The following is a 16,889-nucleotide window of genomic DNA, read 5'->3' as shown; positions in this document are numbered from 1 at the left end:
TGAGGCACCCCGCCCTTCGCCGTGTCCGGGGAAGTTCCATGTCACCTTCCAGAGAGCTTGTTTACATCTCAAGCTCGTGGAAATATACAACTTGAGTTTGAGGTTAGCTCATAACGAGAGTTCACACCTGGAGGTGACTTCCATGCTGTTGACGTCGATCGACCCGTTCATGCAGGAGTTCGAGCGCCAGTTCGACCGGCTCACCCGCCGGCAGCCCGCCGTGATGCCGATGGACGGCATCCGCCGCAAGGACGAGGTGATCCTGCGCTTCGACCTCCCGGGCATCGACCCCGGCTCCATCGAGGTGACCGTGGACCGCGGCGTCCTCACGGTCAGCGCGCGGCGCGAGGAGGAGATCGCCGAGGACGAGCAGATCTTCGTACGGGAGCGCACGATGGGCACCTACACCCGGCGCGTCTACCTGTCCGAGCACCTCGACTCGTCCGCCATCGACGCCGCGTACGACGACGGCGTGCTGGCGGTCCGCATTCCGGTGCTGGAGCAGGCCAAGCCGCGCAAGGTGGAGATCCAGACCCGCGGGCGCAAGGCGCTCAAGTAAGACGGGTCCGGATCCGGGCGGGCGTCCTCCAAGGAGACGCCCGCCCAGTGCATGATGGGGGCATCATGTCTTCACTGCCGATCGACGACAGCCAGGCCGCGCTCTACACCGTCGGCCAGGTGGCGGCGATGCTCAGCGTGCAGCAGGCGTTCCTGCGCCGGCTCGACGAGCATGAGGTCGTGAGTCCCCGCCGGTCGCCCGGCGGACAACGGCGCTACTCCCGCCACGAGATCACGCTCGTCCAGTACGTCGTGCGGCTCACCGACCAGGGGATGACCCTGTCGGCCATCCGCCGCATCCTCGAGCTCGAGAGCGAGCTGCGCGCGGCCCACCGGCGCATCGCCGAGCTGGAGGCCGAGCTCGGCCGCACCCACGACCGCGGTCAGGCGTCGCGTCGGCGCAGCACCAGGTAACCGCCGACCACGGCGGCCGCCGTCCACAGCAGGAGCACTCCCAACCCGGTCCAGGGGCCGAAGCCGCGGTAGCCGACCGACGACCGGTCGGGCCGCACCGTCCTCATCATCACGAATCCCACCTGGTCGGGAAGGTACTGCGCGACGGTACGGATGCCGGGCACGTTGCCGAGCCCCTGAGAGTCCAGGAACAGCAGCGGGATCATGATCCCGAGCGGCAGCGCCGTGCCGCGGGCGACGGCCGCCACGCCCATCGCGAACACCCCCATCAGCGTCAGGTGCACGCAGGCCAGCAGCGTCGCCCGCAGGGCCCCGGCCGAGCCGAGGGACACGCCGTGCGAACCCAGCGCGGCCTGCCCGGCGAAGAAGGCGGCGAATCCGGTCACCAGCGACAACCCGGCGGCGATGAGCGTGCCGGCCAGCACCTTGGCCCCGTAGAACACCCCGCGCCGAGGCACCGCCGTCAGCGAGGCGAGGACCATCCCGCTCGTGTACTCGCTCCCGACGAACAGCACCCCGAACGCGACGACGGCGATCTCACCGATCATCAGGCCGTAGAAGCTGATGAGGACGGGGTCGAACGCCGCCCGCGCGTCGGGGGCCATCCGGTCGAAGCCGTTGCGCATGCTGAGCCCGACCAGAAGGGCGAGCCCGGCGGAGAGCACGAAGGTCAGCACCAGGGTCCACACGGTGGATCGCGTGGTGCGGAGCTTGAGCAGCTCGGCCCGCAGGGCCGCCTGTGCCGCGCTCATCGCGCCTCCCCGGTCAGCCGCATGAACGCCTCCTCCAGCGACGACTCCAGCGCCGAGACCTCGTGCACCACCAGCCCGTGGGCGGCGGCCAGCTCGCCGATCCGCGCCGGCTCGGCGCCCTCCGTCTCCAGCGCGCCGTCCGGCGCCGTGCCGACCGCGATGCCGGCGCCCGCGAGCACGTCGCGCATCCGTTCCGGCTCGGGCGTCCGGATCCGCACGTACGCGCGGCTGTGCGCGGCCACGAACGCGGCGGCCGTCGTGTCGGCGAGCAGGCGGCCACGGGCGATCACGACGAGGTGGTCCGCGGTGAGCGCCATCTCACCCATCAGGTGGCTGGAGACGAACACCGTGCGGCCCTCGGCGGCCAGCTCCCTCATCAGGTTGCGCATCCAGAGGATGCCCTGGGGGTCCAGGCCGTTGAGCGGTTCGTCGAGCAGCAGCACCGCCGGGTCGCCGAGCAGGGCGGCGGCCAGCCCGAGCCGCCGGCCCATGCCGAGGGAGAAGCCCTTCACGCGCCGCCGCGCGACGTTCTCCAGGCCGGTCATCCGCAGGACCTCCGCGGCGCGCCGCTCGGGGATCCGGTTGCTGCGCGCGAGCCAGCGCAGGTGGTCGCGGGCCCGCCGCCCGCCGTGCGCGGCCGTGGTCTCCAGCAACGCGCCGACCCGGCGCAGCGGCTCATCCAGCCGGGCGAACGGCTCGCCGTCGATCAGGGCCCGCCCGCCGGTCGGCCGGTCCAGGCCGAGGATCATCCGCATGGTGGTGGACTTGCCGGCGCCGTTCGGCCCGAGAAAGCCGGTCACCCGCCCCGGGCGCACGGTGAACGACAGGTCCTCGACCGCGACGGTCTCGCCGTACCTCTTGCTCAGGTTCCGTACTTCGATCACCCGGTTCACGTTAGGAACGGGCCGGTCGCGGGGCAGTCCTCGAAAGTCGACGATCCCGCCGACCAAGGTCGGCGCCGCCCGATGGCACTCGGCCGCGGCTCCCGGGCACGTAGCCTGCTGCGCATGGGCCGACACCTCCTCGCCGCCGCCGTGGTCGCGGCGGACACGGCACTGCTCGCCGCCGCGCACGGGAACGCCCTCCATCCGTGGGGGATCCTGCTCTGCGCGCTCGTGCTCGGGCTGGTCGTCCTGCTGTCCCAGCGGTTCCCGGCCGCCGCCTTCACGGTCGCGCTGGCACTCGTGGTGCTGGCCGGCGGCGCGTACGCGCTGCTCCTGTGGACGGCCTACCAGGCCGGTCGCCGCATCGTGTCCCGTACCGGCACGGCGGTCGTCGCCGGGGTGGCGCTCGGCGGCCTGGGCGGCAAGCTCCTGGTCCGGCCCCCGGAGCCCCGGCTGATCCCGGGCCTCGTCTGCGCGTACGCCGTGTTCGTCGCCCTTCCGCTGCTCGTCGGCCGCTACCTCGCCCAGCACGAGCGGCTGCTGTCGGCGCTCGACCGGAACAACCGCCGGCTCCGCCGGGAGCGTGAGCTGCTCGCCGAACGCGAGCGCCTGCGCGAACGGCTGCGGATCGCGCGGGACATGCACGACTCGCTCGGCCACCGGCTCAGCCTGGTGACGATCCAGGCGTCCGCGCTGGAGGTGTCGGTGCCGCCGTCGCAGCGCGAGGCGGTCCGGCGGCTGGGCGCGGCGGCGGGTGGCGCCGTGGACGAACTGCACGCGCTGCTCGGCACGCTCCGGGGCGAGGGGGCCCGGTCGCGCGGAGCCACGGCGATCGAGGAGGTCGTGGCGGAGTTCCGATCGGCGGGGCTGCCCGTGACGTCCCGGCGGCAAGGAGAGCCGCGTGCCCTCGACGCGGAGGCGGAGCAGGCGGCGTACCGGGTCGTGGAGGAGGGCCTGACCAACGCGTCCCGGCACGCGCCGGGGCGGCCGGTCGCGGTGAACCTCGCCTGGGAGCCGGACGGCCTGCTGGTGACCGTCGTCAACCCGCTCGCGGACCACGTCGCGGACGGCGCCGGCCACGGCCTGACCGGGCTGGACGAGCGGGTGCGGGCGGCCGGGGGATTCCTGGACCACCGGGCGGAGAACGGGGAGTTCCGGCTGGTGGCGATGCTGCCCTTCGCGGCGGAGAGCGAGGACGCCGAGACGCCCGTACCGGGTACGGCGCGTACGGCCCTGCTCGGGTTCGCCGCCGCGGCGCTCATGTTCGTGGTCCTGCCGATGAGCATGCTGGTGGGGGCGGGCTGAGGTGATCCGGGTCCTGGTCGCCGACGACGAGCCGCTGATCGTCGCGGGCATCCGCACGATCCTCGGCTCGGCGGACGGCATCGAGGTGGTCGCCGAGGCGGCGGACGGCCGGGCGGCCGTGGAGGCGGCGCTCCGTCACCGGATCGACGTGGCGCTGGTCGACATCACCATGCCGGTGATGGACGGCCTGAGCGCGATCGAGGAGCTGCGCCGGCGGGCACCCGGCGTCCGCTGCGTCGTCCTCACCTCCTTCGGCGCCGAGGCGAACGTCGTGCGCGCCCTGCGGAGTGAGACGGCCGGGTTCGTGCTGAAGAACTGCGGGCCCGACGAGCTGGTCCGCGCCGTCCGCGCGGCTTACGACGGCGACGCGTACCTGTCCCCGGCCGTGACCCGCACGGTGCTCGGCATGGTCACCCCGACGGACCGCCGCCGGGAGGCGGCCGAACGGCTGGCGGCGCTGACCGCCCGCGAGTCGGACGTCGTACGCCTGGTGGGCGAGGGCCTGTCGAACGCCGAGATCGGCCGGCGGCTGCACATGAGCGAGACGACCATCAAGACCTACATGACCCGGATCCTGGCCAAGCTCGGCTGCGCGAACCGCGTCCAGGCGGCCCTCCTGGCCCGCGACGCGGCCCCGTGGCCGGCCCGTGACAGGTAAAGAGCTCACAACCGCAGGCGTGTGCCGGCCGCACCGGGGCGCGGACCGTGCTGCGATGTCTCGCGCGATGCTCACCGAAGACGAACACCGGCCGCGCTACACGGTAGGCCAGGCCGCCGAAATCCTCCGTACCCGACCACGATTCCTGCACCGTCTCGACACCTACGAGGTGGTCCGCCCGAGCCGTACGCCGGGCGGGCACCGCCGCTACTCCCACCACGAGCTGGGCCGTATCCGCCGCGTCATCCAGCTGGCCCAGGAGGGCATCACCCTCACCGCCATCCGCCACATCGTGGCCCTGGAGCGGCGCGTCCGCGAGCTGGAGGCCCAGCGCGACGCGGCCTGGGAACGCCTGACCGAACGTGAGTCACGGCAGACCCGGATGCGAAGGTCCCGCGTCCCCCCGATCTGACCGCGGGGCACCGGGCCGCCAGTGGGGCTCAGCGTCCGCTCGAACGGGTGTAGTGGCGGCGTGCCTTGGTGCGGTTGCCGCAACGCCGCATCGAGCACCATTGGCGGTTGCGCGCGGGGGAGCGGTCCGCGAAGCGGATGCCGCAGTCATGGGCCGCGCAGACGCGCACCAGTTCGTTCCCGGTGAGCAGGTCGACGGCGTCCAGCGCGACGCGGGCCAGGGCGGTGGCCACCGAGGGCGCCGGCGGGACCGCGACCAGCCGGTCGCCGTCGCGTGCCAGGCGCGGACCGCCCGGTGCCTGGGCCGCCATCGCGTTGACGACCGTCACCGCCTCCTCGGCCGCCGAGGCCTCCGGGCGTTCCGGTGGGAACGCCAGCGTGTCGATCGCCGCACGCAGGCGGCGGGCGCTCCCCAGCGCCTGTTCGTCGACGCGTGCACCCGCGAGCAGGTCCGCCTCCGAAAGCCAGGCGGCCAGGTCGGAGGGGGTCAGCAGGGTCTCCCGGGGGGCCTTCGCGCGGTCGCGGACGGTGTTCAGCAGGTCGATGCTCAGCCGCCCGCCGTCCCATACCCAATCACCCATAACCCCATTATGGGGTTAGACTGCATCTAACCGTATAAAGGGGTTAGATATGGCGATCGCGACCGTCAACGGCATCCGGATGTACTACCGGTCCACCGGCTCCGGCCCGCTCCTGGTCCTGCTGCACGGCTGGCCGCAGACCGGGCACTGCTGGCGCCATCTCGTCGGCCCGCTCAGCCGCGCGTACACCGTCGTGGTCCCCGACCTGCGCGGGTACGGGCGCAGTGACATGCCGCGCGACGGTCACGACAAGCGCACCAGGGCCGAAGACCTGCACCAGCTCATCGGGTGGCTCGGCCACGAGAAGGCGACCGTCGTCGGGCACGACCGCGGGGCGCGGGTGGCGCACCGCTGGGCGCTGGACCACCCGGGCGACATCGAACGGCTCGTGGTCATGGACATCATCCCGACGCGGGAGATGTGGCGGCGGATGGACGCGGACCTCGCCCGTGGCACCTGGCACTGGCTCTTCCATCTCCAGCCCGATCTGCCCGAGCTTCTCGTCGGCGCTGACCCCGGCGCCTACCTGCGCTTCCTCATCGACAACTGGTCCCACGTGCCGCTGCCGGAGGAGGACATCGCCGAGTACGTCCGTGCGTTCGAACGGCCGGGCGCGCTGCGCGCCGGGTTCGACGACTACCGCGCCGCGTTCCCGGTCGACGCCGCCCACGACGACGCCGACCACGGCCGGAGGCTCACCATGCCGCTGCTGGCCTTGTGGGGCGAGCACAGCTTCCTCCAGAGGATCGACGCGGTGGAGGTCTGGCGCGACTACGCCGAGAACGTGACCGGAGCGATGATCGAGGACTGCGGGCACTTCCTCGCCGAGGAGCGCCCCGAGGCGGTGCTGGAGCACCTTGACCGCTTCCTCGGATAGGGCCCGCTCCCGGCGGGGGGAGCGGGCCCTGCCGAGCGGGGCTCGGAGACGCCGGAACCGGCTAGGCGACCGTGCGATGCGCGTTGTCGACCTTCGACGGTCCCGGTTCGGCCGCCGCGATCCACGGGCCGGGGATGGACGGGTCCATTACGCCCTCCTCCTGCCAGGCGTAGCGGCCGTCCATGACGCGTCGCGCGAAGGCGGCGTCGAGGCCGTCGGTGTTGTGCCACAGCCGGTCGAACAGCTCGCCGATCCGCACCTGCGCCTGCGCGCAGAACATGTCGGCCAGCTCATACGCCTCCGGCCGGTCGTCGGTCTTCGCGCGGACGCAGACCGCGCTCATCGCGAACAGCTCGGCGCCGATGTCGACCATGCGGCCGAGGAAGCCCTGCTTGCGCTCCAGCCTGCCCTGCCACCGCCCGGCCGCGTAGAAGATCGACCGGGCCAGCTTGCGCGAGGCGCGCTCGACGTAACGCAGGTGCTTGGCCAGCGGGCCGAACTCGGCGTACGACGTCGGGAGCTGCCCCGCGCCGGTGACGAGCGTCGGCAGCCACCTGGCGTAGAAGCCGCCGGCCTTGCGGACGGCCGCGGCCTTCTTCGGCAGGTCCGCCTCGGGGTCGATGATGTCGCCGGCCACCGACAGGTGGGCGTCCACGGCCTCGCGGGCGATCAGCAGCCGCATGATCTCCGAGGAGCCCTCGAAGATCCGGTTGATGCGCATGTCGCGGACGAGCTGCTCGACCGGCACGCCGCGCTCGCCGCGCGCGGCCAGCGACTCGGCCGTCTCGTACCCGCGTCCGCCGCGGATCTGCATGAGCTCGTCGGCGATGAGGAAGCCCATCTCCGAGGCGTACAGCTTGGCGAGCGCCGCCTCGATCCGGATGTCGCCGCGCTCCTCGTCGGCGAGCGAGCTGGACAGGTCGAGCATCGCCTCCAGGGCGTACGACGTGGCGGCGATGAAGGAGATCTTGGACGCGACGGCCTCGTGCTCGCCGACCGGGCGGCCCCACTGCACCCGCGCGCTCGACCACTCGCGGGCGATCATCGTGCTCCACTTGGCCGCGCCCGCGCACATGGCGGGCAGGGACAGGCGGCCGGTGTTCAGCGTGGTCAGGGCGATCTTGAGACCCTGGCCCTCCCTGCCGATCCGGTTCGTGGCGGGTACGCGCACCCGGTGGAAGCGGGTCACGCCGTTCTCGATGCCGCGCAGGCCCATGAAGGCGTTGCGGTTCTCCACCGTGATGCCGTCCGCGTTCGCGTCGACGACGAAGGCGGTGATGCCGCCGCGGTGCTCGTCGGACTTCGGCACGCGGGCCATGACGACGAGCAGGTCCGCGACCACACCGTTGGTGGTCCACAGCTTGACGCCGTCCAGCACGTACTCGTCGCCGTCCGGGGTCGCGGTCGTGCGCAGCCGGGCCGGGTCCGAGCCGACGTCCGGCTCGGTCAGCAGGAAGGCGCTGATCTCGTTCACGCAGCGAGGCAGGTACGCGCGTTTCTGCTCCTCGCTGCCGAACAGCTTGACCGGCTGCGGGACGCCGATGGACTGGTGGGCCGACAGCATCGCGCCGACCGCGGGGTGGGCGGAGCCGAAGAGCATCAGCGCCCGGTTGTAGTACAGCTGGCTGAGCCCGAGCCCGCCGTACTCCTCGGGGATCTTCATCCCGAAGGCGCCGAGCTGCTTCAGGCCCTTGACCACTTCGTCCGGGATGCGGGACTCACGCTCGATGGTCCGGGCGTCGATCTTGGTCTCGCAGAACTCCCGCACGCGGGAGAGGAATTCCTCCCCCTTGCGGCGCATCTTCTCCGAAGGCTCGGGGTGCGGGTGGATCAGGTCCAGCCGGAAGTCCCCGAGAAAGAGTTCCTTGCCGAAGCTGGGAAGTTCCCATTCCGTCTGCCGGGCCTCCTCGGCCACGCGGCGGGCGGTGCGTTCGTCCACGTGTGTCACGAAGATCACCTCACAGTAAGTTACTCTTGAGTTCTACCCGCCAGTAGCCAGGGCATGCGACAAACTGCCCACATGGATGGGAAACGGGCCGAGGCCTTCAGTGACGGAGTGTTCGCCGTGGCGATCACTCTGCTGGCACTGGAGCTGAAGGTGCCCGGCGGCGAAGGGCCGCTCTCGCACCGGCTCGTGGAGATCTGGCCCGCCTACCTGGCGTACGTGGTCAGCTTCCTGAGCATCGGCATCATGTGGCTGAACCACCACACACTGTTCAACCACGTCGTCCGCGTCGATCGCCTTCTGCTCGTGCTCAACCTGCTGCTGCTCATGTTCGTGGCGGTGGTGCCGTTCCTGACCGAGGTGATCGGCGACGAGCTGGGCGAGCACATGCGCGGCGGCGACGCGACGACCGTCATGGTCGCGTACGGCCTGCTGATGATCGCGATGTCGATCTGCTTCTCCACGATCTGGTGGTACGTCGCCTTCCGCCGGGACATGCTCGACGCGCGGCTGGAGCAGGAGGCCGTACGCCGGTCGATCCCGAGGTTCGGCATCGGGTTCGTCGCCTACGTCCTCACGACGCTGATCGCGCTCGTGTCACCGCTGGCCGCGCTGGTCCTGTTCGGGCTGACCGCGCTCTACTACGCCTTCGAGCATCTGCCCGCCGCGCGGCAGCTCGACCCGGACGCCGGTCCCGGCGCCGGGTGAGGACCGGAGCATCGCACGCCCGCCGTGCGCGGCCGCGATCGCGGCCACGATCGCCAGCCCGAGTCCGGTGCCGTCACCGCCGGACGCGTGGTGGAACCGGTCGAACGCCCGCGCCGCCTCCTCCGGCGCCATCCCCGGGCCCTCGTCGGCCACCTCGATGACCACCGCCCCGGCGTGCTCGGCCAGCCGTACGGTCGCGGGCGTCCCGGCCGGAGTGTGCGCGCGCACGTTGGCCAGCAGGTTGGCGAGCACCTGCCGGATCCGGCCCTCGTCGGCCAGGGCGAACAGGTGCGCGGGAGCGTCGAGCGTCAGCGGGCGCTCCGGCTCCACGGCCGTGGCGTCGGCGATCGCGTCGCGGGCGAGGGCGGCCAGATCGACGTGCTCCCGCGTCAGCGCGGAGCCCTTGTCGAGACGGGCCAGCTCGAGCAGTTCCTCGACCAGCCGCCGCATCCGCTCCGACTCCGCCGAGATGCGGCGCATCGCCTCATCGGCGTCGACCGCGCCCTGCTCGTACAGCTCGGAGTAGCCGCGGATGGTCGTCAGCGGGGTGCGCAGCTCGTGCGAGGCGTCCGCGGCGAACTCGCGCACCTTCGCCTCCGAACGCACCCGCGCCACGAACGCCTGCTCGATCCGGCCGAGCATGACGTTGATCGCGCCCGCCAGCAGGCCCACCTCCGACGGTGACTCCTCCATACGGGCGCGCAGGTCGCCGCCGCTCGCGATCGCGTGCGCCGTGGTGGCCATCCGGGACAGCGGGGCGAGCCCGCGCCGGATCAGCCAGCGCCCGAGCAGCGCCAGCACCCCCAGGATGACCGCGGTCGTCAGCAGCTCGATCACGATCAACCAGGCCAGCGACGCGCGGATGTCGCCGAGCGGGGCGACGACGACGGTGACGTGCCCGCGCAGGCCCACCCGGGCGACCGCCCGCATGCCGCCCATCCCGAACGGCCGGCCGCCGGCCGCCTCGTCGAAGAAGATCCCCGGGCCCATGCGCCGCGCCTGGTCGAGTGCTGCCGAGGGGTCCGGGTCGTCGCCGCTGACCGCACGTACGGTCCCGTCCGGCGCCATGTTGAGGATGATGTAGCGTCCCGGGGTCGTGCTGTCGCCCATCCGCGCCAGGGCGGGTTTCCTCTGGACCGCCTGGAGCTGGCCGTCGACCCGGTGCATGAGGTAACCGCGCAGCGCCGCCGTACTGACCACCGCCATCAGAACCATGCCGATCGCGGTGACCGCCAGCATGCCCGCCATGAGACGTGCGTTGAGCGACTTCACGACGGGGGCCGCAGCGCGTACCCGACGCCGCGCTGCGTGTGGATCAGGTCCGGGCCGATCTTGCGGCGCAGGTAGCTGACGTAGGTCTCGACGACGGGGGAGGAGGACGAGTGCTCCCAGCCCCAGACGTTCTCCAGCAGCTGGGCGCGCGTCAGGACCCGTCCGGGGTGGTGCATGAGGTAGGCCAGCAGCCGGAACTCCGTGGGCGACAGCTCGATCGCTGCGCCCGCCCGGCGCACGGTCCAGCGGGCCTCGTCCAGCTCCAGATCGGCCACGCGGAGGATCTCGTCGGCCGGCTCGCGCCCGGAGCGCCGCAGCACGGCGCGGACCCGGGCGACCAGCGCGTCCACCGAGAACGGCTTGGTGACATAGTCGTCGCCGCCCAGCGTGAGACCGGTGACGGTGTCGGTCGGGGTGTCGCGCGCGGTGAGGAAGATGACGGGCGTCTCGTCACCGCGGCTCCGCAGCCGCCGGCACACCTCGAACCCGTCGAGGTCGGGGAGCATGACGTCGAGCACGATGAGCTGCGGGCCGGCGTCCCGGGCGCGCTTGAGCGCCTCGTCGCCCGTGGCGGCCGTGGTCACCGCGAAGCCGTGGAAACGCAGCGCGACCTCCACGAGGTCGCGGATGTTCGGCTCGTCGTCGACGACGAGTATGCGCGGATTCTCCATCGAGTCCCATCATCGCGCCTGTACGCGGGCCGCGGGCCGCGGGAGCGCGTGACGCCTCCGGTGACGGTCACCGGAGGCGTCACCCGCCCGCTGAGGTCAGCTGTGCTGCGGCGTGGGCGACTGGGTCGCCTTGGCCGGCACCTTCTTCGGCGCGAACACCCGGCCCGCGGTACGGCTGCCGCCCGCCCCGGCCCGGCCGAAGACGACGACGAAGTCGTTCACGGCCAGCTTGGACAGGTCCGCCTTCTGCCCGTCCTTGTGGAACTTCGTGCCCTTGCCCGTCTGCCACTGCCAGGTCGTGCCGTCGAGGCTGCGCACGGTGAAGCCGTCTCCGCTCTTGGCGGTGAGCACGCCGCGCTGCCAGGTCACCTGGACGAACCCGTTCTTCTTGGTACGGACCGTCGCGTCGCCGTGCACGCCGGCCCGGCGGCGCAGCGCCTTGCGGGCCTGCCGGCGCTGCTCGGCGTTCGCCTTGGGCCGGCTGGAGGCCGCGGCGGGCACGGCCTGCGTCGAGCCCGCGGAGGCCGGGACCGCGAGGTAGACACCGGTGCCCACCACGCCGATCGCCAGGGCGGAAACGCCACCGAGAACCTTCTTGTTCACCTGATGTCCCTTCATGAATGACGCCTCCCACTGAACCCGACGCCGTTCAGAGGCGAGATGGAGAATTATGGGAGTTCGCTGGGAACCGTCAGGAACCTTGCAGGGAGCGGCGGAACGGCGCGAGTCGTACGGCCGGGGTGCTCGCTGTGGATAGACTGACGCGCGCCCGTTGCCGTTGCCGGGGCCAACGAAATCGTCGACATCAGCGAGTGATCGCATGCCAGAGGCCAAGAAGAATTCCGTCGCCAGCACGCTCCTCGGGCTGCTCGGCAGCCGCCGGGAGACCCCGGAGACCTTCGACGGCGAGCACCAGCCCGCCGCCGGTGAGGGACAACTGGAGAACCACCTCGGCGGTGACGAGGCCCGCAACTACCGGCAGTACGAGTACGACATGGTCTCGCCGCACGTCGGAAAGTCGCTGCTGGAGGTCGGCTCGGGGCTCGGCCACTTCTCCGAGCAGTTCGCCGGCCGGCTCGACTACCTCGTCGTCAGCGACAACGACTCCTACTGCGTCGAGCAGCTCACCAAGCGCTACGCCGGCCGGGACGACGTCGAGGTGCTCGACCTGGCGCTGCCCGCCGAGATCAAGATCAAGCGCAAGGTCGACACGGTCGTCATGATGAACGTCCTGGAGCACATCAAGGACGACGTCCAGGCGCTGAAGGACCTCGCCGCCGTGGTCGAGCCGGGCGGCCGCATCGTGATCTGGGTCCCGGGCTACATGCAGCTCTACGGCGACTTCGACCGCAAGGTCGGCCACGTCACCCGCTACACCCCGAAGACGCTCCAGGCCACGGTCACCGGCGCGGGGCTCGACATCGACGTGCTCAAGCCGATCAACTTCCTCGGCGGCATCGCCTGGTGGGCTGCGGTCCGCCGCGGCGGCGCCGGCTACCCCGACCCGAAGCTCGTCAAGATCTACGACCGTACGGTCGTCCCGGCCACCCGGGCCATCGAGAAGGTCATCCGGCCGCCGTTCGGCCAGACGGTCTTCTGCGTCGCCCGCGTCCCGGAGTAGCCCGCCGCTCAGGCGTTCGTCGCCTCCTGCGTGATGCGGTCGAACTGCGCGCCCATCGCCTCGGCGAGCGCGTTCGTGCCCGACAGCGGTCGCACCATGACCGTCAGCTCGTCGATGAGGCCGTCGTCGTCCAGGTGCAGGAAGTCACAGCCGTGGACCTGCCTGCCGTTCACCGACGCCCGGAACTCCAGGGCGTGGTCACGGCCGTCCGCGCCGGTGATCTCCCGTACGTAGCGGAAGTCCTCGAACACCCGCGCGGCGCCGCGGACGATCGCCACGACGATCGCCCGGCCCGTGTACGGCCGGTACGCGACCGGGCTGTTGAACACCGCGTTCTCGGCGAAGAGCGGCTCGATCGCGGCGAGGTCACCGGCCTCGACGGCCTGGCGGAACGGATGCATGGCCACCCCTGCTCATCTTTTCGGCTGTGTGCGAGACAGACCTTAGGCCAGGCGCAGGCGGTGGGCGGTGGCGGCCGCCTCGCCCCGGCTGGCCACGCCCAGCTTGCCGAGGATGTTCGACACGTGCACGCTCGCCGTCTTCGCCGAGATGAACAGCTCCTCGGCGATGTCACGGTTGCTGCGCCCCTCCGCGACCAGGCGCAGCACCTCCTGCTCGCGCGGGGTCAGGCCCAGGGCCGGCGAGCCCGCCGCCGAGCCCGCCACGGTCAGCCGCGACCGCCGCGCCAGCCGGTCGATCTCGGCGCGCAGCGGCCGGGCGCCCAGCCGGTCGGCGAGCGACGCGGCCCGGCCGGCCAGCGACGACGCCTCGTCCCGCCGGCCGTCGGCCACCGCGGCCTCGGCCGAGCGCGCCAGCGCGTACGCCAGCGGGTACGGGTGGTTCAGCGCCTCCCAGGCCGCCGCGGCGGCGGCCCACCGCGACCGGTCGACGACGCCCTCCACCCGAGCGGACTCGGCGTCGAACACGGCGCGCCGCGCCTCCATCACCGGGCCGTACGCCGCGGTCGCCGCGGCGATGGCGCGCAGTTCCTCCGCGAGGGCCTCGTCGCGCCGCTCGGCACAGGTCCGCATGGCCGCGACGAGGACCGGCCAGGTGTGCCGTACGTCCTGGTTCAGGTCGTGCTCGGCGATGGCACGGTTCGTGGCCTCGATCGCGCCCGGCACGTCGCCCTCGGCCAGCCGCCACTCGATGACCAGGCAGGCCAGCGGCAGCACCTGCTGCGGGTACGGGTCGTCGGCGGCGGCCAGCGCCCGCAGCTCCTCCACGATCCGGGCCGCGACGTCGCTCTCGCCCCGGGCGACGGCGATCTGGGCCCGGTTGACCAGGTGCTGTACGCGCAGGCCGGGCGTCGGTGCGAGCTCCATGGCCCGCTCGAACGTCTCGACCGCGTCGTCCCAGCGCCCGAGGGAGATCTGCGCCTCCGCCAGGTTGTTCGACGCGAAGATGCCCTGCGTACGCGCCTGGCCGAGCGCGTCGGCCCGCGAGAGCGCCTGCTGCGCCGTCGCGAGCGCCGCCTCGGACCGGCCACTCGCCTCCAGGGCGTCGGTCGTGTTCACCATCGACCGGAGCACCGATCCGCCGTCGTGGGCGCGCTCGGCCCGCGTACGCGCGGTCTCCAGCAGGTCCAGCGCAGCGTCGAACCGGCCGGCGACCGACTCGGAGATGGCGAGGTTGTTCAGGGCGCCGGCCGCGATGCAGTCGTCCTCGAACCGGTCCGCCAGCGCGAGGGTCTCCTCGTTGATCGGGCGTGCCTCGTCGTGGCGGCCGAGGAACGCCAGCGTACGACCGAGCAGCGCCAGCACCTCCGCCCGTGCGACCGATGCCTCCGGCACCAGGCTCTGCGCCCGGCGCAGGTCCTCCAGACCGCCCGTACGGCCCAGCACGAGGGTGAGCCAGGCGCGCCGGCGGAGCAGCAGCGCGACGCGCTCGGGATCGGTCCGCTCGTCGAGGTCGGCGAGGGCCGCGCGGACGAACGCCAGGCCGCGCTCGGGCTCGCCGCAGGCGTCGGCGGCCTGCGCCGCGCGCCGGAGCACGTCGACGTAGTCGGTGCCGATCCGCTCCTCGGCGTCGGGCACGCGGTCCCACAGCTCCAGCACGCGTTCGAGCAGCTGGAGCTGTTCGGCGTAGGCGAACGCGGAGGCCGACTCCCGCGCCGCACGCCAGGCGGAGGGCAGCGCGCGCTCGTGGTCGTGCGCGCGGACCCAGTGCGACGTGATCTCGACGGCGGGGCGCCCGGCCAGGCTCAGGGACGGATCGGCCTCCAGCGCCTCGGCGAACCGGCGGTGCGCGCGGGTGTGCTCGCCGGGCAGGAGCTCGTCGTGGATCGCCTCCCAGATCAGCGCGTGCCGGAAGGCGTACGCCTGCGCGTCGGCGACGAGGACGTTCGCGTCGACCGCGGGCCGCAGCGCCGACGACAGGGCCGTGTCGTCCAGGCCCGAGACCGTGGAGAGCAGCGCGTGCCCGAACCGTACGCCGCCGGTGCTGGCGAGGCGCAGCAGGTCCTGGGTGTTCTCGGGCAGCCGGTTGACGTCGGCCAGCACGAGGTCGCGTACGGACTGGGGCATCCCGGAGGCGGGGTGCTCGGCGGTGGCCTCGACGAGCAGCGGGATGCCGGAGCTGCGTTCGTAGACCATCTCGACGATTCTGGGATCCGGAGCGTGGCCGAGGATGCCGGCGAGCTGGGCGGCCGTCTCCGTCCGGGTCAGGCGGGGCAGGTCGAGCCGGATCACGCCTTCGAACCGCTCGAGCTCGGCGATCACCGGCCGCATCGGATGGCCGCGGTGCAACTCGTCGGAGCGGAACGTGACGATCACCAGCACGGCGGTGTGCAGCAGGTTGCGGAGGAGGAAGACCAGCAGGTCACGGGTTGACCGGTCCGCCCAGTGCGCGTCCTCGATGACAAGGACGAGGGGACGGCGCTCGGCCAGGCGTTCGAGCAGCGCGAGCATCTGCTCGAACAGCCGGGCCCGCGCGCTGTCCGGGTCGCGGTCGGCGGGCGGCTCGCCGAACTCCGGCAGCAGCCGGGCCAGGTCGCGTGCGCCGTCCCGCGGCATCAGGGCGGCGATCTCCGCGGCGCCGGCCTCCCGTACGAGCTGGCGCAGCGCCGCGGTGAACGGCGCGTACGGGAAGCCGGCCGTGCTGAGTTCGAGGCAGCCGCCGACGAGGACGTGCGCGTCACTCCGCACGCGTTGGGCGAACTCGCCGACCACGCGGGTCTTGCCGCCGCCGGCCTCGCCACCGAGCAGGACCGCGCCGGGATCGCCCGCACGGGCGCGCTCGAAGGCGTCGGTCAGCGTGGTGAGTTCGGGCTCCCGCCCCACGAAGGCGGGGCTCACCTCATGTGCGCGCACGTCCTCCAGCATGCCAGTCATGGCGACTTATGCGGTCTTGGTCGACCAGACGGGACGCGGGCGCGGATAACGGGACAGGGCGCGGGGACGGCGGCGTACGCGGGCACGCCACCGCCAGGCCGCGGCGGTCCGGTGGTCGTCATGGACACGCGTCGTCATCAGGGCCCGGACGATCTCGGGATGCATGGTGTCCTCCTGCTCTTTGTTCCGACACCGTCCACTGTCGCCGTAAGGCGCGTACCCCCACATCCGGCGTATGCCCTATCCACGGCGCCGATCCGGGGTGAGTCGGTCTAAGAGGTCCTCAGAGGCACATCTCAGCTATGATCCTGACGCTTATTTGCCAATTTGGTAAGCCATGGGGGCAAGCATGCTTTTTCGGGTCATCACGGGGGTCGCCATCGCCGGTTCGCTCATCGCCGGATGCGGTGGTGGTGCCGGCGAGGTTTCACCGTCGCGGAGTGCCTCGCCTGCGGATGGAGTGCTGACGGAGGCGCAGGCCCGCACCATCCTCGACCGCTACACAAAGGGGATCAATCAGGCGAACGCACAGCTTTCCGACGCGCTGCTGCGCTCCAACCAGACCGGTCCGATGCTCGAGATCTACCTGGCTTTCTACCAGCGTATCCGTACGCGCTGAAGACGGCCGACGGCGGGGCGCTGGTCCTGAACATCGCCACCAAATCGGAAAGCTACACGGCGGTTCAAAAGGGTAACTGGCTCACGGTGAGCGGGGACTACACCGGGTTCGGCCGCAAGCGCTTCTACCGCTTTTTCACCGGCATTACGCTGTGGCAGTTCGCCACCTACGTCCCGCCTCGGGGGCTCCCGTCCGTTCTGGCGGAGGGCGCGGGGACGACCAGCGTGAAGGGGAAATGAGGTCCGATCACACCGGGCTTTGTGCGGTGGGCGGCGGCCTCG

The 16,889-nt window shown here is 71.9% G+C and carries 19 protein-coding genes; 9 read left to right on the top strand and 10 right to left on the bottom strand.

Features of this window, described 5'->3' with window-relative positions; genetic code table 11:
* The first annotated feature begins 142 nt into the window (after positions 1–142).
* Together OG417_RS46010 and OG417_RS46005 are read left to right on the top strand one after the other, a co-directional pair.
* Positions 143–559, top strand: a complete 417-nt coding sequence (locus OG417_RS46010; RefSeq protein ID WP_329243503.1) for an Hsp20/alpha crystallin family protein — start codon at positions 143–145, stop codon at positions 557–559.
* 65 nt (positions 560–624) lie between these two features.
* A complete protein-coding gene (locus tag OG417_RS46005) occupies positions 625–972 on the top strand; it encodes a MerR family transcriptional regulator (RefSeq protein WP_329243500.1) in 348 nt (115 codons plus the stop codon).
* Here OG417_RS46005 and OG417_RS46000 read toward each other — a convergent pair.
* Positions 942–1,724, bottom strand: a complete 783-nt coding sequence (locus OG417_RS46000; RefSeq protein ID WP_329243498.1) for an ABC transporter permease — start codon at positions 1,722–1,724, stop codon at positions 942–944. The genes OG417_RS46005 and OG417_RS46000 overlap by 31 nt on opposite strands.
* Entirely contained in the window at positions 1,721–2,608 is an 888-nt protein-coding gene (locus OG417_RS45995; protein WP_329243494.1) for an ABC transporter ATP-binding protein, read from the bottom strand. The genes OG417_RS46000 and OG417_RS45995 overlap by 4 nt, the downstream gene beginning before the upstream one ends.
* 123 nt (positions 2,609–2,731) lie before the next feature.
* Between OG417_RS45995 and OG417_RS45990 the strand changes: the two genes are divergently transcribed.
* The 3 genes from OG417_RS45990 to OG417_RS45980 are packed head-to-tail and all read left to right on the top strand — an operon-like array spanning position 2,732 to position 4,983.
* Positions 2,732–3,913: a sensor histidine kinase gene (locus OG417_RS45990; RefSeq protein WP_329243491.1), complete on the top strand. Its 1,182-nt coding sequence runs from the start codon at positions 2,732–2,734 to the stop codon at positions 3,911–3,913.
* A gap of 1 nt (position 3,914) precedes the next feature.
* On the top strand, positions 3,915–4,571 hold the full coding sequence (locus OG417_RS45985) for a response regulator transcription factor (RefSeq protein ID WP_329243487.1): 657 nt from the start codon (positions 3,915–3,917) through the stop codon (positions 4,569–4,571).
* A 55-nt stretch (positions 4,572–4,626) separates the two neighbouring features.
* Positions 4,627–4,983, top strand: coding sequence for a MerR family transcriptional regulator (locus OG417_RS45980; protein WP_329243483.1), 357 nt, complete (start codon positions 4,627–4,629; stop codon positions 4,981–4,983).
* 28 nt (positions 4,984–5,011) lie between these two features.
* Here OG417_RS45980 and OG417_RS45975 read toward each other — a convergent pair whose 3' ends face one another.
* Entirely contained in the window at positions 5,012–5,563 is a 552-nt protein-coding gene (locus OG417_RS45975; protein ID WP_329243480.1) for a CGNR zinc finger domain-containing protein, read from the bottom strand.
* A gap of 49 nt (positions 5,564–5,612) precedes the next feature.
* Here OG417_RS45975 and OG417_RS45970 point away from each other — a divergent pair, with 49 nt between their 5' ends.
* On the top strand, positions 5,613–6,440 hold the full coding sequence (locus OG417_RS45970) for an alpha/beta fold hydrolase (protein ID WP_329243478.1): 828 nt from the start codon (positions 5,613–5,615) through the stop codon (positions 6,438–6,440).
* 61 nt (positions 6,441–6,501) lie between these two features.
* Here OG417_RS45970 and OG417_RS45965 read toward each other — a convergent pair whose 3' ends face one another.
* Positions 6,502–8,388, bottom strand: coding sequence for an acyl-CoA dehydrogenase family protein (locus tag OG417_RS45965; protein WP_329243475.1), 1,887 nt, complete (start codon positions 8,386–8,388; stop codon positions 6,502–6,504).
* A 72-nt stretch (positions 8,389–8,460) separates the two neighbouring features.
* Here OG417_RS45965 and OG417_RS45960 point away from each other — a divergent pair, with 72 nt between their 5' ends.
* Positions 8,461–9,093 (top strand): TMEM175 family protein, encoded by a 633-nt coding sequence (locus tag OG417_RS45960; protein ID WP_329243472.1) that lies wholly within the window; start codon positions 8,461–8,463, stop codon positions 9,091–9,093.
* Here OG417_RS45960 and OG417_RS45955 read toward each other — a convergent pair.
* The 3 genes from OG417_RS45955 to OG417_RS45945 form a co-directional block, all read right to left on the bottom strand.
* Entirely contained in the window at positions 8,983–10,332 is a 1,350-nt protein-coding gene (locus OG417_RS45955) for a sensor histidine kinase (RefSeq protein ID WP_329243469.1), read from the bottom strand. The two genes, OG417_RS45960 and OG417_RS45955, sit on opposite strands and share 111 nt — an antisense overlap.
* Positions 10,333–10,361: 29 nt before the next feature.
* A complete protein-coding gene (locus tag OG417_RS45950) occupies positions 10,362–11,036 on the bottom strand; it encodes a response regulator transcription factor (protein ID WP_329243466.1) in 675 nt (224 codons plus the stop codon).
* 96 nt (positions 11,037–11,132) lie between these two features.
* Positions 11,133–11,654, bottom strand: a complete 522-nt coding sequence (locus OG417_RS45945) for a hypothetical protein (protein WP_329243464.1) — start codon at positions 11,652–11,654, stop codon at positions 11,133–11,135.
* 202 nt (positions 11,655–11,856) lie between these two features.
* Between OG417_RS45945 and OG417_RS45940 the strand changes: the two genes are divergently transcribed.
* The gene (locus tag OG417_RS45940; RefSeq protein ID WP_329243460.1) at positions 11,857–12,657 is read left to right on the top strand and encodes a class I SAM-dependent methyltransferase; all 801 of its coding nucleotides are present in this window, start codon (positions 11,857–11,859) and stop codon (positions 12,655–12,657) included.
* Positions 12,658–12,665: 8 nt separating this feature from the next.
* On the opposite strand, the gene OG417_RS45935 is transcribed toward OG417_RS45940, so the two are convergent.
* Genes OG417_RS45935 through OG417_RS45925 form a run of 3 tightly spaced genes read right to left on the bottom strand, consistent with a single transcriptional unit; the run spans position 12,666 to position 16,154 of the window.
* Positions 12,666–13,058, bottom strand: coding sequence for a nuclear transport factor 2 family protein (locus tag OG417_RS45935; protein WP_329263033.1), 393 nt, complete (start codon positions 13,056–13,058; stop codon positions 12,666–12,668).
* A 42-nt stretch (positions 13,059–13,100) separates the two neighbouring features.
* Positions 13,101–15,989: an ATP-binding protein gene (locus OG417_RS45930; protein WP_329243458.1), complete on the bottom strand. Its 2,889-nt coding sequence runs from the start codon at positions 15,987–15,989 to the stop codon at positions 13,101–13,103.
* 6 nt (positions 15,990–15,995) lie between these two features.
* Positions 15,996–16,154: a hypothetical protein gene (locus tag OG417_RS45925; protein ID WP_329243455.1), complete on the bottom strand. Its 159-nt coding sequence runs from the start codon at positions 16,152–16,154 to the stop codon at positions 15,996–15,998.
* Between the two features lie 184 nt (positions 16,155–16,338).
* Here OG417_RS45925 and OG417_RS45920 point away from each other — a divergent pair, with 184 nt between their 5' ends.
* Positions 16,339–16,608, top strand: coding sequence for a hypothetical protein (locus OG417_RS45920; protein ID WP_329243452.1), 270 nt, complete (start codon positions 16,339–16,341; stop codon positions 16,606–16,608).
* The last annotated feature ends 281 nt before the right edge of the window (positions 16,609–16,889 follow it).

The organism is Actinoallomurus sp. NBC_01490 (assembly GCF_036227085.1).
Taxonomy (GTDB): domain Bacteria; phylum Actinomycetota; class Actinomycetes; order Streptosporangiales; family Streptosporangiaceae; genus Actinoallomurus; species Actinoallomurus oryzae.
The sequence above is the reverse complement of the archived record's forward strand: the minus strand, read 5'-3'. Positions and strand labels throughout refer to the sequence as shown.

Bases quoted from the DNA above. Each gene is read 5' to 3' on its own strand.
- OG417_RS45990 (WP_329243491.1), top strand. From the start codon at position 2,732: ATGGGCCGACACCTCCTCGCCGCCGCCGTGGTCGCGGCGGACACGGCA.
- OG417_RS45970 (WP_329243478.1), top strand. From the start codon at position 5,613: ATGGCGATCGCGACCGTCAACGGCATCCGGATGTACTACCGGTCCACC.
- OG417_RS45955 (WP_329243469.1), bottom strand. From the start codon at position 10,332: ATGCTGGCGGTCACCGCGATCGGCATGGTTCTGATGGCGGTGGTCAGT.
- OG417_RS45960 (WP_329243472.1), top strand. From the start codon at position 8,461: ATGGATGGGAAACGGGCCGAGGCCTTCAGTGACGGAGTGTTCGCCGTG.
- OG417_RS46000 (WP_329243498.1), bottom strand. From the start codon at position 1,724: ATGAGCGCGGCACAGGCGGCCCTGCGGGCCGAGCTGCTCAAGCTCCGC.
- OG417_RS45975 (WP_329243480.1), bottom strand. From the start codon at position 5,563: ATGGGTGATTGGGTATGGGACGGCGGGCGGCTGAGCATCGACCTGCTG.
- OG417_RS45980 (WP_329243483.1), top strand. From the start codon at position 4,627: ATGTCTCGCGCGATGCTCACCGAAGACGAACACCGGCCGCGCTACACG.
- OG417_RS45950 (WP_329243466.1), bottom strand. From the start codon at position 11,036: ATGGAGAATCCGCGCATACTCGTCGTCGACGACGAGCCGAACATCCGC.
- OG417_RS46005 (WP_329243500.1), top strand. From the start codon at position 625: ATGTCTTCACTGCCGATCGACGACAGCCAGGCCGCGCTCTACACCGTC.
- OG417_RS45940 (WP_329243460.1), top strand. From the start codon at position 11,857: ATGCCAGAGGCCAAGAAGAATTCCGTCGCCAGCACGCTCCTCGGGCTG.
- OG417_RS45935 (WP_329263033.1), bottom strand. From the start codon at position 13,058: ATGCATCCGTTCCGCCAGGCCGTCGAGGCCGGTGACCTCGCCGCGATC.
- OG417_RS45930 (WP_329243458.1), bottom strand. From the start codon at position 15,989: ATGACTGGCATGCTGGAGGACGTGCGCGCACATGAGGTGAGCCCCGCC.
- OG417_RS45925 (WP_329243455.1), bottom strand. From the start codon at position 16,154: ATGCATCCCGAGATCGTCCGGGCCCTGATGACGACGCGTGTCCATGAC.
- OG417_RS45945 (WP_329243464.1), bottom strand. From the start codon at position 11,654: ATGAAGGGACATCAGGTGAACAAGAAGGTTCTCGGTGGCGTTTCCGCC.
- OG417_RS45920 (WP_329243452.1), top strand. From the start codon at position 16,339: ATGCTTTTTCGGGTCATCACGGGGGTCGCCATCGCCGGTTCGCTCATC.
- OG417_RS46010 (WP_329243503.1), top strand. From the start codon at position 143: ATGCTGTTGACGTCGATCGACCCGTTCATGCAGGAGTTCGAGCGCCAG.